The organism is Acidobacteriota bacterium (genome assembly GCA_016196035.1).
Classification (GTDB): Bacteria; Acidobacteriota; Blastocatellia; order RBC074; family RBC074; genus JACPYM01.
Genome location: JACPYM010000094.1, coordinates 1 through 19562, shown reverse-complemented (window position 1 = coordinate 19562; position 19562 = coordinate 1). Strand labels below are relative to the sequence as shown.

At 58.9% G+C, this 19562-nt stretch carries 16 protein-coding genes; 3 read left to right on the top strand and 13 right to left on the bottom strand.

Annotated features, from left to right (window positions below):
• Positions 1-194: 194 nt before the first annotated feature.
• The 10 genes from HY011_27325 to HY011_27280 form a co-directional block, all read right to left on the bottom strand.
• Positions 195-488, bottom strand: a complete 294-nt coding sequence (locus tag HY011_27325) for a hypothetical protein (GenBank protein ID MBI3426657.1) — start codon at positions 486-488, stop codon at positions 195-197.
• 12 nt (positions 489-500) lie between these two features.
• Positions 501-821, bottom strand: coding sequence for a hypothetical protein (locus HY011_27320; GenBank protein MBI3426656.1), 321 nt, complete (start codon positions 819-821; stop codon positions 501-503).
• A 27-nt stretch (positions 822-848) separates the two neighbouring features.
• Positions 849-1943: a mannonate dehydratase gene (locus HY011_27315; protein MBI3426655.1), complete on the bottom strand. Its 1095-nt coding sequence runs from the start codon at positions 1941-1943 to the stop codon at positions 849-851.
• Complete coding sequence (locus HY011_27310; GenBank protein MBI3426654.1) at positions 1940-2398, bottom strand: GNAT family N-acetyltransferase; 459 nt, start codon at positions 2396-2398, stop codon at positions 1940-1942. The genes HY011_27315 and HY011_27310 overlap by 4 nt, the downstream gene beginning before the upstream one ends.
• Positions 2399-2401: 3 nt before the next feature.
• Entirely contained in the window at positions 2402-3169 is a 768-nt protein-coding gene (locus HY011_27305) for a class I SAM-dependent methyltransferase (GenBank protein MBI3426653.1), read from the bottom strand.
• A gap of 191 nt (positions 3170-3360) precedes the next feature.
• Complete coding sequence (locus tag HY011_27300; protein ID MBI3426652.1) at positions 3361-4650, bottom strand: alpha/beta hydrolase; 1290 nt, start codon at positions 4648-4650, stop codon at positions 3361-3363.
• 81 nt (positions 4651-4731) lie between these two features.
• Entirely contained in the window at positions 4732-5550 is an 819-nt protein-coding gene (locus tag HY011_27295) for a phytanoyl-CoA dioxygenase (protein ID MBI3426651.1), read from the bottom strand.
• A 14-nt stretch (positions 5551-5564) separates the two neighbouring features.
• Positions 5565-7103 carry a TolB family protein gene (locus HY011_27290; protein MBI3426650.1) on the bottom strand — a complete coding sequence of 513 codons (1539 nt, stop codon included), beginning with the start codon at positions 7101-7103 and terminating at the stop codon, positions 5565-5567.
• A 101-nt stretch (positions 7104-7204) separates the two neighbouring features.
• Positions 7205-8875: a TIM barrel protein gene (locus tag HY011_27285; GenBank protein ID MBI3426649.1), complete on the bottom strand. Its 1671-nt coding sequence runs from the start codon at positions 8873-8875 to the stop codon at positions 7205-7207.
• Between the two features lie 617 nt (positions 8876-9492).
• Positions 9493-9642, bottom strand: coding sequence for a hypothetical protein (locus HY011_27280; GenBank protein MBI3426648.1), 150 nt, complete (start codon positions 9640-9642; stop codon positions 9493-9495).
• Between the two features lie 32 nt (positions 9643-9674).
• Here HY011_27280 and HY011_27275 point away from each other — a divergent pair, with 32 nt between their 5' ends.
• Positions 9675-9908 carry a hypothetical protein gene (locus tag HY011_27275; GenBank protein MBI3426647.1) on the top strand — a complete coding sequence of 78 codons (234 nt, stop codon included), beginning with the start codon at positions 9675-9677 and terminating at the stop codon, positions 9906-9908.
• A gap of 61 nt (positions 9909-9969) precedes the next feature.
• Positions 9970-10296, top strand: coding sequence for a helix-hairpin-helix domain-containing protein (locus HY011_27270; GenBank protein MBI3426646.1), 327 nt, complete (start codon positions 9970-9972; stop codon positions 10294-10296).
• Positions 10297-10433: 137 nt separating this feature from the next.
• On the opposite strand, the gene HY011_27265 is transcribed toward HY011_27270, so the two are convergent.
• The 3 genes from HY011_27265 to HY011_27255 form a co-directional block, all read right to left on the bottom strand.
• The gene (locus HY011_27265; GenBank protein MBI3426645.1) at positions 10434-11888 is read right to left on the bottom strand and encodes a Gfo/Idh/MocA family oxidoreductase; all 1455 of its coding nucleotides are present in this window, start codon (positions 11886-11888) and stop codon (positions 10434-10436) included.
• A gap of 286 nt (positions 11889-12174) precedes the next feature.
• Positions 12175-13521, bottom strand: coding sequence for an efflux RND transporter periplasmic adaptor subunit (locus tag HY011_27260; GenBank protein MBI3426644.1), 1347 nt, complete (start codon positions 13519-13521; stop codon positions 12175-12177).
• Between the two features lie 2 nt (positions 13522-13523).
• Positions 13524-16766 (bottom strand): efflux RND transporter permease subunit, encoded by a 3243-nt coding sequence (locus HY011_27255; GenBank protein MBI3426643.1) that lies wholly within the window; start codon positions 16764-16766, stop codon positions 13524-13526.
• Between the two features lie 1000 nt (positions 16767-17766).
• Here HY011_27255 and HY011_27250 point away from each other — a divergent pair.
• The coding region (locus HY011_27250; GenBank protein MBI3426642.1) for a TonB-dependent receptor at positions 17767-19562 on the top strand (1796 nt) is incomplete at its 3' end.

Below are 19562 nucleotides of genomic sequence, written 5' to 3'. Positions count from 1 at the left end.
TCTCCTTTACGTGGTCAATCGCCACAACGAGATGATTCAACCTCTGACCTATCTACTCCAGCTACTTTCGCAACTGGAGTTTACCGCCGCACCTCTTACTCATCATGCCGTCTCCTTTCTTCTATTTGGCCTAAAAATTTCGGTCTAACTTACCTGCATTTCACTGCGCCAACACCGCCTGCAACATCGTTGCACTACACAAACTGCAATTCGTCTACGAGTTCAGTCACTGCGCCGCGCGGCTCGCGGCTAAATTCCGCGAAAAGATTGCCGCAATAAGGATACTTTTCGGCAATCGCTGCCAGCGCCGTTGCAAATTCGTCGGTGCGGTCTTCTTTGTCCGCCAGCAAGCGCGGCAATTCTTCCGCCGCATCCAGCAAGCCAACGGCCTTGGACGCCAGGTTTTCTTTGGCCGCCAGGAATCTGGCGCGGATAATGATTTGTTGTAGCGCGGATAGCGCCTGGGCATATTTCTCTGCGCGAACCATACGCATCCTCCTTCATTGATCCTCGCCAGTTGGGTCGAGTTGAAGCTCACGAATCGTGCGCCCCTCCGCACCGGGCGTGACCAGAATCGGCGGGGTGGGCAAGCCCGCTTTCACTTCATTGAACGTTTTCATAAAGCGTTCCCATTCCTTTTGCGTGCTCACATCAATACTCCGCTTGGTCGTGACGCGCAAGGCGTCTATCGGCACGTCATGGCGCGCGATTGTGTGCTCATCCTCGTCAATCACTTCCGCCGGAATCGCCGGTTTTCCGAGCAATTCATAAGATTTTGCCCGCCGCACGCCATCCAGAATTTCAAAGGTTTCCTGCGCCATGAGAGCAAGCCGGATCCTGTCTGCGAATTACCGCGCCAACACCGCCTGCAACATCGCCCGCGTATACCCCACGTTATAAATCTCGCCGCCAAATCCGCCACCGCCCACCGGTGCATATTGCCCGATGATTCCCCCAGTGCGTTCGCGGTCGTAATCAAGCGCGCGCGGATGTTCGGGATACAGGCCGCGCGCGTATTTCAGCCGCACCAGTTCTTTCATCACCGCGAACATGTTCACTTGCCCTTCGTCCAAAAACACTTCGGCGTATTTCTTGTAAGGCTCCTTGACGATGACGTTGCGGTAATGGACGTGGTTGATGCAATCGCGTGCGCCGAAGTATTTCGCCACTTCGACCGGGTCTTCACCCAGTTCGCGCGTCACGCCGCAATCGAAGGTGATGCCATTGTGCGGGCTTTTGACGATGTCCACCAGTTTCTTCCAACCCGCCAGCGTAGCCATGATCTGCTGCGAACCGCGGCTGATCGGCGCGGGCGGATCGTTCGGGTGTTGCGCCAGCCGCACGCCTGCTTTTTCGGCTTCGGGCACGACGGCTTTCAGGAAGTAGGTGATGTGCGTCCACATCTGATCGAGCGTCCATGCGCCGATGTCCGGCAGCGGCGGCAGGTCTTTGATGCGGTCGTAATCAAAGGCCGTCATCCCCGCGCCCGCGCGGCCCAACTCTTCGTAATAGCCCTCGACGATGCGGTGCGCGTAAAAGTTATATTCGATCACTGGCAAGCCGGCTTTTCCGGCGGCACGAATGGACTGGATGACTTTCTCGATCTCTTCGTCGCGGCCCGGCTTGCCATAAATCGTTTTCGGAAAGCCGGAAATCATCATGTTGATGATCGTCAGGCCGCCCGCTTTGAAACGGTTCAGCCGCCCGCGCAAATCGGCTTCCGTCCACGGCATCAGCGGCCCGCCCATCAGTACGTAATCCACGCCAAGCTGTTTGACGCGGCGCATCAGCGCGGCATCGGCATTAGGATTCACACCGAGGCAGATTTTGGGCGCGCCGGTTTCAGCAGGTGGCCAAATGCCTTTTTGCGTGGCAGAAAGGACAGCGGGAGCCAGCGCCGCAACGCCTGTGGCTTTGAGCAATTCTCTGCGGGTTGTTTTCATACGGGTATGCTCTCTGAGTTGTTAAGGTTGAATTCAAACATCACCGCGTCTGCCGGTGCTTCACGTCCACCGCAGCGTGCATACAAGCGCATTGCCGCGTGGTTTGAGCGATTCGTCAACACCCAGGCTTCGCTGCAACCCAGATGGCGCGCTTCATTCAATACTGCTTCCAGCAAATGCCGCGCGAGGCCTTGCCCTTGCTGAGACGGAGCAACGCCGACTTCGTTGATCCACAATTCCGGCGCAGGCTTGTCGGGATGCACGTAATGCACGGCGCTGACAAAACCAACCACCTGACCATCAGCAAGGGCGACCGCCAGGTGATGGCGCGAGTCAGACAGAAATGCAGCCGCAGCGGCTACATCAATCGGATCATCAAACACGCCCGGCGCAACCGCGTGCAACACGGCTTCGTCGCCCACGCCCAGCAATTTGATTGCGATTGCACTCGGCATCATTCAACCACGTTGCACATAGGCGATATATGCATCGAAGAGCACCTCGCGCAGCGTGCCGTCAAAGATGTCCACCAGCGTCTCGCGGCACCAAGTTTCGATGTCGGTTTCCGCCGCGCCGCGCGCCAGCGCCTGTTCGACGCTGGTTTCACTCAATGCATAGCGCACATAGTTGGCGTGCGTCAGCGGCACGGCGACTTCCAATTCGTGATAGCCGCACAAGCGCAAGCCGGCGTTTTCATACGGCAGTGCGCGCACATCAAAGTCATAACCGGGCGGCGCGGGGTAACGTTGTTTGAATGCGGCGTACCACTGTTCCAGTCGAGCGTCATCACGCAACCGCTTGCCTTCGGAAAAGTCGTAAATCGCCAGCACGCCATTCGTCTTCAACACACGCGCCGCTTCGGGCAAAAACAACGCGAGGTCGGCGTAATTCAAGGAGCCCGCCGCCGTCAGCAAATCAAAGCTCTGCGCGGCGAACGGCAACTGCTCGGCGCGCGCGACGGCAAAGTGCGCGGTGGTCGTGACGGCGGCGCGAAACTGCAACATTGGCGCGACCGGTTCAATGCCGGCGACACACGTAGCCACCGCTTCGAGCGCGGCGGTCGAAAGGCCCGCGCCACAGCCGATGTCGAGCGCGCGCGGCAGCCGTTCGCGCAACTGCAAATGCTCGCGTAATCGCGCAATGATCGCGGGATGCACGGGCGGGCGGTCATACGCATAACCCCGCGCCAGCCGCGCGCTTTGATAAACGTCTGCGGATGCTGCCATTCAATTTGCCTCTGCTGTTGGGAAGGTCGGTGGCGGGATTGAAGCACACCCCAAACCAAAAGTCAGCGGCAGGTTTTATTCTTGTCCGGCAAGTGTGCGACAAGCTGCCAGCTTGTCGAAGTCTCAGCGTGCGAGCCAATAGGATTAACTGCCACGCCCCTCGACAAGCTGGCAGCTTGTCGAACAGTAAATCAGCGGCTAAACACCGCGAGCGTGAGTTCCGGCATGCCCGGTTTGATCTCGACGATGTAATCAGCCTTGTCTTGCAGGCGTTGGCGGTCGAAGACGCGCTGGTTTTCGATGCTGGGCGAAAGGTCGCGCTGGCGGACGTAATCGCCCCACTCTCTGCGGTCGGCGTCGGTCAGCGTGCGGTCGCGTTGTTTCGCCGTCATCTTGAGCATCAGCGGATCGCGCGAGTTGCTGAGCCAGCGCGTGGCGTCTTGCCGCACTTCGACGCGGTATTTGCCCGCGACCGGCCCTTGCTCTGGGCTGATGTCGAAGGAGCCAAGCGCGTTGGTGTGCGCGTTCGTGATGTAAGCCACCACCGTGGGCGCGTTGGGTTGATCCACCGGCGTCAACAGCACGACGCCGCGCACGAGCGGCGCGCCGTCCAGTTTGACCACGCCTTTCAGCGCCAGCCGCGTCTTGCCGGTCAGCCAGCCGCCCACCGTCAACCAGCGGTGCATCAGGTGCGGCCATTCGCCCAAGACCGGATCGCCTTGCGCGAAGCCGACGCCGTGCACGCCTGTGGCAAAGAAATGCGCTTCGACCGGCACGTTGGCTTTGTGCAGGCTGGCGTATAGATCAACCATCCCGCGCATCTGCCCGGTGTCTTCGGCGGTGCAATACATAAACGTGGGCGGCAGCTTGGTATTCGCTGCCGACTGAGCCGCCGCAGGCATTTGCATCGAACCGTAAGACAGAATCAGAAAGTCAGGGCGGCTGGCGACGCGGTCAAGAGGGTCGCTCGCCGCAGCCTCGCCCGCCAGCGGATTGAAAGTCGCATCCGCCGCCAGTTGCGCTCCGGCGGAAAAGCCGATGACGCCGACGCGGTTCACGTCCACGCGATATTCGGCGGCGCGCGCACGGATGAATTGCATACCGCGCTGGGCGTCGCGCAACCAATGTTCGCGGCTGTACAACGGACGGATGCGATAGCGCAACAGGAAGGCCGCGATGCCGCGTTCTTTCAACCATTGCGCCACCTGCACGCCTTCGTGATCGGTTGCGCGCAGGGTAAAGCCGCCGCCGGGAATCACCAGGATGGCCGCGCCCGTCGCTTTGGCCGCGTCGGGAATGAACGGCGTGATGGCGGGTTTGTCTTCGTCGCTTGTGCCCGTCGCGCCGGGCGCGCCGTTGGGCCAGAGTTCGATGGTGCGGAAGTTGGGTTTGTCGGCGGCCCGGACGGTCGCCAAATCACCCAACCAAATCACCAGCAGTGCGATGGCCGTGGTCGTGATGTTGCGAACTGTTGAGTTCATATTTTTGTAGAGTCGTTTTGAAAGTGAAGCAGCGGCGTCGCCGCAGTTTGCGCTCGCCAATCCGTGGCCGCGCCTGCGAAATCAATCTGAATCTAAGTTCGTTTGGCCGAGCGCCTGTCGAATTGCCAACGCCACCGGCACTAACGCAGCAGTTTGTTGGCCCCGCAGTTCAAACCCTTTTGCCAACGCTTGCGCTAGGAGCAGCGGCGGTTGGGCCAGGAAGCGAGGTTGAGAACCGCGATTGATTTGGGCGGCATGTGTCAAAAAGGGATGGCACAAATACACCGTCCCGGCCTGCCCCGTCGCCAGCGTTTCCGGGCAAGTGGCGGTGGCGCTCAAGTCCAGATCCCGGATTGCCAAGCCTTTTTCGCCAGCCGGGGCCAGCAGCCGTGCCACTTCCAGGTGTGAGCCGCAGCGAATGCGGGTGGGCGCATCCAGTTCGCCCACGTCTGAAAACAGGAACAGCATCAACAACGCCCGCCCGCGTGAATGAACATTGACGCGCCACGTCAAATAATTATTGGGGTCTGAATCCGCACCGGGAAAGCTCGCGTCAATATGCCAACCCGTGTCGCCCATATCATGGCCGCCCGGAATGTCGCACGGAAAACGCACCGGGAAAGTACCCAAACTTCCGCGCGGCTGCCAATTGCCTATACCCACAAGCTGCTCGAAAGCCATGTGCAAGACGGCCGTATTGGCCGCCTTTACAAACGGTTCTTGTTGGTAATCCCCTAACCAAACAACCGGCTGATGCCAGGTTGAGCGGTCAGCCGGATCGCACCCCAAATCCGCCCAAAGGAGCGCACAGCAACGCTCAGCTAGTGCGCGCGAAAAAGCTTGGTCAAGGCGCACAAAACCGTCGGCCACGAATTGTTTGATTTGTTCCCTCGTCAGCATGTAGTGGTACTGCTTTACTTGCTCACCAACCGGTAACTCACAAACGCCAATTGCTTGCTGTCCGGCGACCACGAGGGCACATTGATCGTGCCTTGCCCGCCGAAGAGTTTCGCCAGCACTTGCGGTTCGCCATAACTCAGCGTCGTTTCCGTAGCCGTCACGGAAATCAACCGCAACATCACATCTTTGTTGGCCGGATGACCCACGACATCTTTTTCAAACGTAACCAGCGCCAGCCATTTGCCATCCGGCGAGGGGTGCGCAAACCAGTTGTTGTAATCGTCTTTGGTGATTTGCGTTTGCTCGCTGCCATCGGCCTTCATCCGCCAGATTTGCATCAGGCCCGTGCGCACCGAGTTGAAATAGATGTATTGACCATCCGGCGAATACTCCGGCCCATCGTCCAAACCGTCCGCCGTCGTCAAGCGTTTCTCAGCTTTTTCTTCAAAGGGGCCTTCGACGGGAATGGAATACACATCGAAATTACCGTTGCGGTCGGCGCAATAGACCAACGTCTTGCCGTCGGGCGACCAGCCGTGCCAATACGACGGCGCGAGCTTGGTGATGCGGCGCGGCGTGCCGCCCGTGATGGGCAGCACATAAATCAGCGAACGCCGTTGCTCTTGCGATTGATCGCTGATGGCGAGCCATTGCCCATCCGGCGAAATGCCGTGATCGTTGTTGCAGCGCGTGGCAAAGCCGGTGTCAAGGGTTTCAATCGTGCCCCCAGTGACTGGCATTTTGACCATGCGGCCAGCGCGATTGAACAAAAAGTATTTGCCATCGCGCGACCAGTTGGGCGCTTCGAAATGCTCTTCGGCGGTGTAAACAACTTTGCGGTCTTTGGAAGCGATGGCGACGGTTTCGAGGGTGCTTTCGACGACGCGCGGTTTGTTGATGAGTTCGACGTTCGAGAAGACGGCCTTCTCGCTGGCGTTGTTGTCGTGTGCGCACACGCCCAGGCCGACATAAAACGGCTCATTCAGTTTGAGGCGGAACGAACCGCCCGCCGAACGCGGCTTTTCACCGGCAGGCGCGCCGGTGGGCAACAAAGACATAAACACATAGTCGCCTTCTTTTTCGATACGCAACCGCGCCGGGCCTTTGACATTAGATTGAATCTCACGCGTCGGGCCGCCTTTGACTTCGCGGTATTGCAACGAAGTCAGCCCGTCGCCATGCAGCGCCGCGTCGGCGTAGGCCGAATCGGCATCGAGGCTCTGGCGAATGATGAGCACGCCTTTGCGGTGCGCATTGCCGCCGGTGCCGAGTATCTTGATGTCGGCGGCCAGCGAGACATCGCCAGAGAGGCGCTTCCAGACGAAATGAAAACCGTCGGTAGCGGCCCACATATTTTCGCCGCCGCCCGTGATGGTGTACGTCTTCGCCATCGCGTCGTATTCCGCCGAACCGGGCTTTTGCACCGCGCCGACATCGCTGTGGTTGTCGAAGCTGCCGATGGGTGTGGGCGTGGGTTGTTGGGAAGAGACGCTGCTGGCACGCAAAAACAACGCGAGGGCTGCGAGCAGGCAAATGGTGATCAATTGTTTCATAGGTTGCCTTGGGGAGATTGCCCACGAAGACACACGAAGAAAGCACGAAGATAATTACAAAACTTCGTGTCTTCTTCGTGTGCCTTCGTGGGCGAAAGTCATCAAAACCGTATTTGCTCCAAAAACCGCATGCTGATCGGAATCTGTTCAACTGACGTCGGTGACTCGTCTTCGATGAAATACCATTTCACGCCAGCGGCTTGCGCGGCTTTCAAAATCTCCGGCCATTTCAGGATGCCGGCGCCGAGCGCTACGTCATTGGTCACATCCGATTTGCCAGTGAGCAAGCCGGTCGGCGTGTCGCGTCGCATATCCTTGACGTGCATCAACTCGAAACGGCTGCCGTATTTTTCCAACAGCTTGACCGGGTCTTGTTTGGGATGGACAACCCAGAACACGTCCATCTCGTATTTGACGTGCTCCGGTTTGGTCTCGGCCATCAGCAAATCAAACAGCGTCCCCGCGCCGTGCGGCTGAAATTCGTAGCCGTGGATATGGTAGAAAAATTTCAGGCCGTGTTGCGCCAGCACTGCGCCCGCGCGATTAAACACCGCCGCCGCCTCGCGCGCGGTCTTTTCGTCAAAGGGGTCTTGATGCGGAATCCAGGCGCAACCGGCGTATTGCACGCCTAGCGCTTTGGCTTCGCGCGCAACGGCTGCGGGGTCTTTGGCGAATTGGTCGTAGCCGAAATGCGCGCTGACCGGTCGCAGGCCTTTGGCGTCGAGTTGTTTTTTGAATTCTTCCGGCGCGAGTTTGTAGCTGCCCGCCAGTTCTACGTTTTGAATGCCGAGGTCGCGCACGCGGGCGAGCGTTGTGGGCACGTCCCTGGCGAAGGCCTCACGCAAGGAATAGAGCTGCAAGCCAATCGGGCCTTTGAAACTCAAGCCCGTGCCAGTCACCGGTTTGATCATCCCCAGATCGGCCAGCCATTCCTGAAAGCGAATGTGCCAGGTGCCAAAGGGGATGCCGTCGCGCGGCTTGATGCCGTTGGCGTGGCCGCCGTGGCCATAGATATGCAATTCGACCGGCACATTGGCTTTGAAGAGCGAGTTATAAAACACAACGGTCTGGCGCGCGTGAAAGGCGTCATCCAACCCGGCGCTGGTCAGAAAAGCCGTGGCGGCATCGGGCGGCGCGGTGATGTCCATCGGCGACCAGCCCGCGTAAACCAAGCCGACGAAATCGGGGCGGCAACTTTGCCGATCAATCGGGTCAGCGGCGCCCGCTTTGCCGCGATCAAAACGGATGTCGGCGAGTGCGGCCAGTGCCCCGCCAGCCGAAAAGCCCAGCAAGCCGACGCGGCTGGGGTTGATGTTCCATTCACGGGCGCGCTGGCGCACGATGCGGATGGCGCGTTGCGTGTCTTGCAGGGCTTCGCCTTCGACCGTGTACTTGTAATTCGGCGTCTGGGCCAGGCGATATTTCAGAATGATGACGTTCACGCCCAGGCCGTGCAGCCAGTCAATCAGGTCATAGCCTTCGGTGCCGGTGTTCAATTCGCGATGGCCGCCGCCCGCCGCGACGATCAGCGCCGCGCCGGTGTTTTTGCCAGCGGGCGCGCGAAAGAATTCAATCGAAGGGTTGTGGATGTTTTTGAATTGGCGGACAATCTGGCCGGGTTTGGGATCGGGCGGGTTGGTGATTTCCTTTTCGTTTGCGCCCTGCAAGGTCGGATGCCCGGCGGGCCAAAGGTAAACGACTTGCGGGTCAGCCGCGCGCAGCGTCACAGGCGCGCACAGCAACAACCATAAAAAAAGTGTTCGGCGTAGCATGGATCGAATTCCTCTCCGTAAAGGTGAACGCAGGAAATGCGCTACCTGGGTACGCACCGCTTCCAGCGTGCGGTCTCGGCAAAAGACAAATGGGTAGTGATAAAAATGTAAGGCTCGTTTGTTTTTGTCGCGTAGCGACAGTTGAATTTAGCCGTGGTTTTCAAACCACGGTAGGCGGACGGCGCAGTGGCGGCGTCGCGTAGCGACGCTTGAAATCTGTCCGGTAATAGCTTCCATTTCAACCGTCGCTACGCGACGGAGGCATTCGTGCCGCGCTACCCGGCGTTGAAACGCCGGGCTAAACTCAGGTCGCCGCTACGCGGCTGCAAAATCGCAGCCTTACATTTTTATCACTACCGCAGTAACAACAAAATGATGGTGTGTTTCAAACGAGGCTCCGTCCTTCTCCGGCGCATTGTGGTCGAAACCCGGAGGAAAGCAAAGGTTTGATCAAAAAAGTCCGCAACCTCTCTGATTTCTGGCAGGCCCTCGCTCTCCGCCGGGTTTTTCTGACCGGCTGTTGTGGATGTTTGTCGCGCGACCGGCTGGGAACGCGCGTTTGCCAATTTATTCATCAGCAAACTTGCGCCGCCTGCCGGTCGCAGCACTGCTCCGGTTTAGAAGATCAGCTTGAGCGCCAGTTGAATCTGGCGCGGGCCGTTCCCCTGCCCGCCGACGGTGCCAAACGCGCCGTTGTCCACCGTGCCATTCGGCCCGGCAAAGCGCACGCGATTGAACGCATTGAAGAATTCGGCGCGGAACTGCACGTTCCATTTGCCTTCGTGGAAGTAACACGCGCATGTGGCTGGTCACGAACGAAGGTATCTACTATGCTACGGCCAGCGCTCCTATGCGTACCGCGCTCAATTTTTTCAATCTGAAGACAGGTGACACCAAACGGGTGGCTGAAGTTGAAGGCCGCCTTTCGAGCGGTTTGTCTGGGTTGTCGCTTTTACCGGATGGCAGCGCCTTGCTGTTCCCGCTGACCGTCCGGCGCGGCAGTGATTTGATGATGATTGAGAATTACCATTAACCCTGTTTTCCCCACGGACGCAACCAAGAGAGGAATCTTTATGCTGCAAAACCTGAAATCCATGCTGACTCACGTTACGTTGCTGGCGCTCATTGCGTTGGGCACAACCGCCTTCATCTTTGCGCAAGCCAAACCGGCGGAAAAAGCCAAACCGGCCGCGCAGGCCAAACCGGCGGGCGATGCGAAAAAGCCCGCCGTTGAGCTGATGGACCTCAACGCCGCCACGCGCGAACAATTGATGACGCTGCCCGGCGTGGGCGACGCCTATGCCGACAAGATCATCGCGGGCCGTCCATACAAGATGAAAAGCGAACTCGTCAGCAAGAATATCGTGCCCAAAGCGACTTATGTGAAGTTCGCCGCGAAGGTGATCGCCAAACAGAAGTAGCGATCTCATCGCTAAAAACAACGTAGGGGCAGACCTGTGTGTCTGCCCCGGTCGCATCTGACGAATCCGATTCCGTCTGTTGCCACCAGGGCAGACACACAGGTCTGCCCCTACGCTTTATAACAGCAACAGTGCGCTTACAACGTCCAGCCTTTGCGATATTCGCGTTGGAGGTACTTGTTCGCGTCAGCAATGTTGGTGATCTTGCCCGCCTCACCGTCGTATTCGATCTTCACGCCCTGCCCGGCGCGCATCGCCACCACACCCAGCAGCATCGTTTCGGTCAGCCGCGTAGCATATTCAAACGGCGTCGTGGATTTGCCCTGGCCCATCGCGGCCTTGGCCCAGTTCATCCGATGCAAAGCATTTTTCTTGTCATCGGTTTCGACGCGTTGGTATTTCTGCGGCACCTTCTGCGCGACTTCCATCAGCTTTTCGGGGAAGATGCGCGGGTTCTTGCCGTAAGTTTCGTGCAGCAGGATGCCTTTCTCGCCCAGGAAGATCACGCCACCACCGCGATCCAGCAGGATGTTATCAGGCAGCCAGTCGGGCCGTCCGGGCATCAAGCCACCATCGCACCAAGTCAGCTTGACCGGCGGTTGTTTGCCGCGCGCCGGGAAGTGATAGGTAACTTGCGACGCCAGCGGATAGCTGACCGGATTGTTTTTGTTATCAGTGCCCCAAGGTGTCGAGGTCGCTTCGACCGAAGCCGGGTAGCGCAGATCGAGCGCCCAATACGGATGGTCAATCAGATGCGCGGCCATGTCGCCAATCGCGCCCGTGCCCCAATCCGACCAGCCGCGCCAATTGAAGGGGTGATAGATCGGGTGATAAGGCACTTCGGGCGCGGGGCCTAGATACAAGTCCCAATTCAAGGTCGAGGGTACTGCGTATTCGCCCACCACCGCCGATGCAATCACCTTGTTGAGTTGGCGCGCCGTCCAATCGTTGCCGAAACCGCCGCCTTCAAAATTCACCGGCACGCGCGCCGGACGCGGCACGCCCTGCGGCCAGATGGGGCGGTTTGTCCAAACGTGGACTTCCTTGACCGGGCCGATCACGCCCGCCTGAATCCATTCGTTGACGAAGCGACCGCCTTCGCCCGAATGCCCCTGATTGCCCATCTGGGTCACGAGTTTGGAATTCTTCGCCGCCGTCTCACGCAACACGCGCGCTTCCATCACGGAATACGTCAACGGCTTTTCGCAATAGACGTGCTTGCCCGCTTCGAGCGCGGCTTTGGCGATGATGGCGTGCAAATGATCCGGCGTGGCGACCAGCACGGCGTCAATGTCTTTTTGCTGGTCAAGCATCTTCCGAAAGTCTTCGTGACGTTTGGCCTTGTTGTAGGCTTCCTGCAATTTGATGGATGGTTCATTTGGCTTACCGTCGCGGTCTTTGGTACGCCCGGCCACAGCTTTATCTACATAACCAAAATCCACATCGCACAGCGCGACGATATTCATGCCGCCCGCCACGAGTTCTGTGGCATCCGAAGCGCCTTGGCCGCCACAACCAACGACGGCGACGTTCAATTTGTCGCTCGGCGCTAAATACCCTGTCCCGCCCAGCACGTGGCGCGGCAGAATCATCGCTCCGGCAGCAGCGCCCGCCGTGCCGGTCACGAATCGGCGTCTTGAGAGTTTGTCCTGTTGCATATCGGTTTCCTTTACTCTGCTTCCGCAAAATGGTGAGTTGACGGCCTTCGCCGCAAAGCCTCGCGCAGCTTGACCGTTTGTTTAGGGAGTTCGGGTTGGATGGTAGGGCGAAGCCGGGCTTGTCGGCAACCCCGTATCCACATTGGCGACAAGAAAATTCATGCGCCATTTTTTCGACCGAAAAGGCATCTGCCAAAATATGAGCCGCGCGCGTTCGTTTTTACTTGTGCGCCTTGTCCACCTGTACCCGCACACCTTCGCGAAACGCATCGGTCGGATTGGTAATGACTGTCTCATTGCCGTCCAGGCCATTCACCACTTCGATCTCTTTGCCCAGATCGCGGCCCAATACGACCTTGACGATATGCACAGTTTGATCCGGGCGTGCGATCAGCACTTGTGTGCCTTCGGCATTCGCGACCAGCGCGCTGGCCGGAATGAGCAACGTGCGTTGCGGGGCGGGCAGGCTGAATACCACCTCGGCGTACATCCCCGGCAATAGTTGTCCATCACGATTAGGGAAGCGCACTTCGACCATCATCGTGCGCGAGGCGGGATCAATGATGTGCGCGGTGCCAAAGACCTGGCCCGTGAAGGTGCGTTCAGGCAATTCTTTGACTTTCATCGTCACGGGCAACCCCGCGTGCATGGCGGGCGCATAAGTTTGCGGCACGCTGGTGAAGACGCGAATCACATCCTGCTTGGTAATGCGATACAAGCCAAGTCCAGTACCGGTAGCGCCGTTTTCAAGAATGCGCGCGCCGACTTCGATGTTGCGCGCCGTGATGATGCCGTCGTAAGGCGCGGTGACGCGTTGAAAGGCTTGTTGTTCGGCGAGGCGTCCCACATTGGCCTCGCGCGCTTTGCGAGTGGATTGGCGCAGGTCAATTTCGGATTGCTGGGTTTTGAGCGCGGCTTGCCTGACGCGCACGGTGGCTTGCGCGGCTTCGACATCGGCTTCGCGCGCCTCGAAGACCGCCTGTTTGTCATCGGCTTCCTGCCGCGAAACGACGCCTTGTGCGACCAGCGTATCGGCGCGTTCACGATTGAGTTTAGCGAGTTGCAGATTGGTGCGCGCCTGTTTTAACGCCGCCTCGGCCTGTTCGAGCGCCGCCTGGGCTTGCGCCAACCCCGAAGTGGCTTGGGTGATGCTTTCGCCAGCTTCGGTGGCTTGTTGGCGCGCTTCGTTCAACTCCTGCCCGACGTAGGCGATGTCCAATTCGAGCAGCAACTGCCCCGCTTTCACGTGTTGGCCGAGTCCGGCGTACCAGCGCCGCACGGTACCGCCCGTTTTCGCATAGAGAATCGTATCCTGAATCGCCTGGGTCGTGGCGGGCAACGCGATCTCATTGACGGCTTCGCCCGCGCGCGGCGTGGCCACGGTGGCGAGCAAGGCGGATTGCTGCTGTTCATTGGCGACGGCGGTCAAATCGGCGTTGCGTTTGAGACGCGGCAAGATGCCGGCGACCAACAGAATGGCAAAGAGCAACACGCCCGCGATCAAGGCGGTGCGCGGTGATCGTCCGGCTGGACGGGATGCGGGTTTGATTTGAGTGGAGTGCTCCAACGTTAATTCCTCAGAGTTAGTAGGTCGTGCAAAGGCGGTACTGTACCGCTGAACGCGCTAACCGCCAGTGGCTCCAGTTCCGCCTCCGGTTGCCGCACAGGCCGGTGGCGCAAGACGCTGTAAACCACCGGCACAAAAAACAAAGTCGCAAAGGTCGCGATCAACAAACCGCCAATCACCGCGCGGCCCAGTGGGGCGTTCTGTTCGCCGCCTTCGCCCCAGCCGAGCGACATCGGCAACATGCCGATGACCATCGCCAGCGCCGTCATCAGCACCGGGCGCAAGCGCGTGAACCCGGCGGCCAGCGCGGCATTGATGGCGTCCACTCCGGCCAGCCGCTGATCGTTCGCAAAGGTGACGAGCAGGATGCTGTTGGCCGTGGCAACGCCGACACACATAATCGCGCCCATCAAACTGGGCACGCTGATCGTCGTTTGCGTGACAAACAGCATCCAGAGAATGCCCGCCAGCGCGCCCGGCAGGGCCATCAGGATGATGAAGGGATCGAGCCAGGATTGAAAGTTGACGACCATCAAAAAGTAAACCAGCAACACCGCAAACAACAATCCGAAGGCCAGGCCGACGAAGGACGAGCGCATGCTTTCGATCTGGCCGCGCATCACGATGGTCGAACCGCGCGGCAGCTTCGGCTGGAACTCGGCAAGCACACGATCAATCGCGCGCGCGACGCCGCCCAAGTCGCGGCCTTGCACGTTGGCGTACACGTCGTAAGTCGGTTGCACGTTGTAATGATTGACCACCGCGAGCGCCGTGCTGTGTTCGACCTCGGCCAGATTGCTCAGCAATTGCGGCGCGGCGGCGCCATTCGAGCCAGTGATCGGCGTGTTTTGTAACGCCGCCACCGAATCCATTTTGTATTGCGGCATCTGGACAGCCACGATGTAATTAACGCCGTTTTCAGGGTTCAGCCAGTAATTCGGCGCGGTCTGGACGCTGGAACTGAGCGCGGTCAGCAGGTTGCCCGCCACATCGCGTTGCGACAGACCGACCTGCTCGGCGCGCGTGCGGTCAACGTTGACGCGCAATTCAGGCTGATCCACGACCTGATGCAAATGCACATCCGCCGCGCCCGGAATGCGGCTGACGCGCTGTTCGAGCTGGCGCGCGATTTCGTAATTGCCTTTCTGGTCGCGTCCGACGATCTGGATGTCAATCGGCGCGGGCAGGCCGAAGTTGAGAATCTGGCTGACGATGTCCGCCGGTTGAAAGAAGAAGGTCAATTCGGGAAATTGCCGTTTCAACTCGCGGCGCAAGCGTTTGACGTAATCACGCGTGGGCTGATGTTTCTCTTTGAGCGCCACCAAAATCTCGCCATCTGACAAACTCACGGTGGCGCTGTCCGAATAGGCCAGATTGATGCCGATCGAAGGCAGGCCGATATTATCGAGCACCAACTCCAATTCTTCGCGCGGCACGAGGCGGCGGATGGCGTCTTCGACCTGGCCGAAGATGCGCTCGGTTTCTTCCAGCCGCGTGCCGGCGGGCGTGCGCACGTGCAGGCGGAACTGGCCCGCATCCACCGCTGGAAAGAAGTCTTCGCCAATAAACGGCAAGAGGATGAACGATCCCAGGCAGAAGGCCAGAAAGCCGAAGACCACGATGCGCCGATGAGCGAGCGCCCATTCCAGCGCGCCTTGATAACGTTCGCGCAACCGTTCAAACACCTCGTTGAATCCGTTGTGCACGCGCCCGATCAGGCCGTGCGATTCGTCTACGAATTCGCCCTCGCCGTGATAGAGCTTGGCTTCGTCGCGCAACAGATACATCACCATCGTCGGGATCAGCGTGCGCGAAAGCAGGTAAGACGCCAGCATCGCAAACACCACCGCCATTGCCAGCGGCGTGAACATGGATTTGGCCGCGCCGCTCAAAAACACCACCGGCACGAAGACGATGCAAATCGCCAGCGTCGAAACGAAAGCAGGCACGGCGATTTGCTGTGCGCCATCCAGAATCGCCTGCTTGAGCGCTTTGCCCTGCCCCAGGTTGCGGTGGATGTTTTCGATCTCGACGGTCGCGTCGTCAACCAAAATGCCGACAGCCAGCGCGAGGCCCCCCAAGGTCATCACATTTAAGGTCTCGCCCAGCAAGCTGAGCGTGATGATCGAACAGAGGATCGAAAGCGGAATCGAAATCGTCACGATCAAGGTGCTGCGCCAACTGCCCAAAAACAGCAGGATCATCGCCGCCGTCAGACACGCGGCAATCAGCGCTTCGACCATTACGCCGTTGATCGCCGCGCGCACAAAGACGGATTGGTCAAAGAGCAGATTGACCTTCAACTCTTTCGGCACCGTGCTCATGATTTTGGGCAAGGCCGCTTTGACGCGGCTGACAATGTCCAGCGTCGAAGCGCCGCCGCTTTTGAGCACAGTCAGCAGCGCCGAACGCCGCCCATCGGCCCGCACAATGTTGGTTTGCACCTGGGAGCCGTCGCGCACATGGGCGACTTCGCGCAGGTAAACAGTGGCGTTGCCGACCTGTTTGATGGGCAGATCGTTGAGCGCCTCGACGGATTCGGGACTGCTGTTGAGCCGCACGTTATATTCGCGATTGCCCATTTTGGCCGTCCCGGCGGGCAAGATCAGATTCTGGGCATTGATCGCGGCGCTGACATCGCTGGCGGAAAGGCCTTTGGCATAAAGCGCCTGCGCGTCAATATCCACCATGATCTGGCGCGGCTTGCCGCCGTAAGGAATCGGCAACGAAGCGCCCTGCACCGTCGCCATCTGGGTGCGGATGAAGTTCTGGCTGTAATCGTAAAGCTGCTGTTCATTGAGCGCGTCGCTGCTGACGCTGGCTTGCAGGATCGGCACGTTCGAGACGTTGTAACGCACAATGAAAGGCGAACTCGAACCCGGCGGCATGATGCGCAAGATGGATTGTGACATCGCGGTGATCTGGGCCACGGCGGCTTCGATCTTGGCGCCGGGGTGAAAAAAAACCTTGATGACCGCCACGCCGTTGAGCGATTGCGATTCGATGTGTTCGATGTCGTTGACGGTCGTCGTCAGGCCGCGTTCGCTGGGCGTGACGATGCGTTGGGCCATCTCTTCGGCAGAAATGCCGTTGTACGTCCAGATCACCGAGGCCACCGGCAAATCAATCTCCGGAAAGATGTCGGTGGACATGCGCACGATGGTGACGCCGCCCAACAGCCCAATGAGCAACGCCGCCACGACGAAGGTGTAGGGCCGCCGTAGGGCCAGTTTAACAATCCACATAGTTCTCGAATGGTTCTTACCGTTTCCAGCCAGGAATGAACTGAATGCTGCACTATTCAGTCAACCGAATGCAATGCCAGACGCGCGCCAGCCGGTCAGAAGAACTTATTGCCCTATCGTGTTTGTTTATTGCCAGCGCGCCAAGCTGGGTTTTAAGCGCCTCTCGCGTGCTTTCGTGCAATAACTTCCATTGGCAACTGATGTTACGCAATCAGAGATTGATGATTGAACTTGACGCTTTCTTTGTGCCGGAGGCACGGCGGACATTAGCCGGTGGTGGAGCTTGGCGGAACCACCGGAAACGTGAGCCAGATGCTCCGCGTCCTGAAGGGACGCAGGACTAAACTGCGTGTAAGAACGAGGACTTGTCCTGCGCTCCTACCGGAGCGCGGGATGGGTTGCAACGTTATGCCGGTGGTTACGCGAAGCGCTCCACCACCGGCTAATATCTGCCGTGCCTCCAGCACGAAGAACCTGTCAATAGACTTGATACTTCAAGCCGTGCGTAACATCAGTTAGCAATCCAATCAGCAAGTATGGATATGCAAGCCAGCTATGACACGGGTGCCACTGCTGTGTTGTTTTTTGACTTACGCCCGGGCCAGTGCTGACGCGGGAATAAATTGGTTACGATCCGGCAGCCCATTTGCCGGATGCGCTGAGATTCACTATAGTCTCGGCCTCGCTGTTTCGTTTGGCTCAAACAATCAGACAGGCGACCACTTTCCCACCGAAGTTGTGCTGCCTGCGCTTTCAGCAAAAGGATTGATGGCCGTGAGAATTGTATACGCTCGACAGGACTTAGGCTTAACTTTAACTATCCAACCGACCTGCCCTATTCGACCTCTGCGTAACAATCAACTCGCCGGCCCAGCCGCTGTCGTGTGCCCATTCAGGGCGTTTCCTGTAGGTTTGTCCCCCGCAGGAGGCGTGGCTTGGAAATGGCTTTTCATTTAACTATGGTCCCGAATCGTTCCCAACCACAGAAAGGAAAGCAGCCATGAAAACCAAGGTTGCACCATTGTTTACACACCTACTCATCACCACCGGAATGCTGCTGGCATGCGCAATCAATGCTACCGCGCAAAGCGGCGGGCAAATTTCCGGCAAGATTTCCGACCGTACAGCGGGCACCCTCGCTGGGGTCAAAGTCACGTTAAAAAATCTGGCCACGCAAACCGAATTGACCGCCACCACCGACAAGGACGGGCATTACGAATTCGATGGTGTCGCGATTGGCTTGTATCGCTTGCGGGTTGAACAGGCGGGTTTCTCGACGGCTGCGCGCAACGTCACGCTGGATGACGCGGGCGCCAAGCTCGAAGCCAATTTCGATCTCTCGCCCGGCAGCATTACCGAACAGGTTTCAGTCACGGCGGCGCGCGGCGACCGCGATACGCTGGAAGTGCCGGTGCGCACCGAGGCTATCGGCAGCGAAGAGTTGCAGCGCCAAAACAACACCACGACCCAAGATTCACTGGCTAAAACCGCCAACGTCACCGTCGTCGGCAACGGCCCCTTTCAACAACGGCCCCGGCTGCGCGGGCTGGATTCATCGCGCATCCTGATTATGGTGGACGGCGAGCGCCTCAACACCTCGCGCGTCGCCACCGACCGCGCGGGCGTGGAAATTGGCCTGACTGACCCATCCAATTTACAAAGCGTCGAAGTCATCAGCGGTTCCGGTTCGGTGCTGTACGGCACGGACGCCTTGTCGGGCACGATCAATTTCATCACGAATCAGCCGCAACCCAGCAAAGACAAGCTGCGTGTGAGCGCGGGGTTCAATGCCTTTTATTCTTCCAACGAAGAGGGGCGGCGCGGCACGGCGGAATGGGGCCTGTCGGGCAAACGGTTCGCCTTCCGCTTTTCAGGCATGCTCGAACGCTACGCCAATTACCACGCCGGCGAAGCTGCCGAAGCGACGGCGGCGTATATCAATCGCGTGACGGTGTTCAGCACGACGCCCGCGGCGGCGTTGGTGCCGCCGCGCGGCTTCGTCACCCAGCAAATTTTCGGCGGAGTGTTCGCGGATAATTTCAACGCGCCCTTTACGCGCACGACTTCCGAGATTCCCAACTCCAACTCGCACGGCAATTCCTTCAACAGCGTGGGCCGCTTGTTTTTCACCGACAACGATGTGCTGCGCATCAGTTGGAACCGGCGGCGCAACGACAACATCGGTTTCGCCGACTTCCGTCCGCCGATCTTCTTTCAGACGCTGAGTACGCCTTTCAGCAACCTGGACAAGTACGGGCTGCGTTATCAAAAGAGCGGCATTACGCCCTGGTTCACCGGGCTTTCGATCAATGCCTATCATCAGGTGCAGGATCGCGCCTTGCGCAATGACTTTTCGGCGTATGGCATCAGCGGCCCGCCGCAACGGGGCGCCGAGACGATCACGCGCGTGGACGTGCTGAGCGACACGCGCCAGAACGTGAAAAGTTATGGCTACGATATTCAAACCAACTTTCTGATCCGTGGCCGCGACATTCTGACGGCGGGCACCAGTTTCTTCCGCGATCACAGCCGCGACTCGCGTGTGTCGCGCACGCGAGTGACGTTGCTCGGGGCCGCGCTGGTGCCGCCCGCGCCGCCGCTCTTCATCCCGATTGGCGTGACGGTGGCCGACACGACCTCGTTTCCGCAGCGCGTGCCCAAATCGAATTTCGACAATTACGGCGCCTTCGTGCAAAACGAATTAGACGTGACCAAACGCTTCCGCCTGATCGGCGGTTTGCGCGTGGATCGCTTTAACGTCGCGACGTTGCCCACGCCCGGTTACAACCCTGTCCT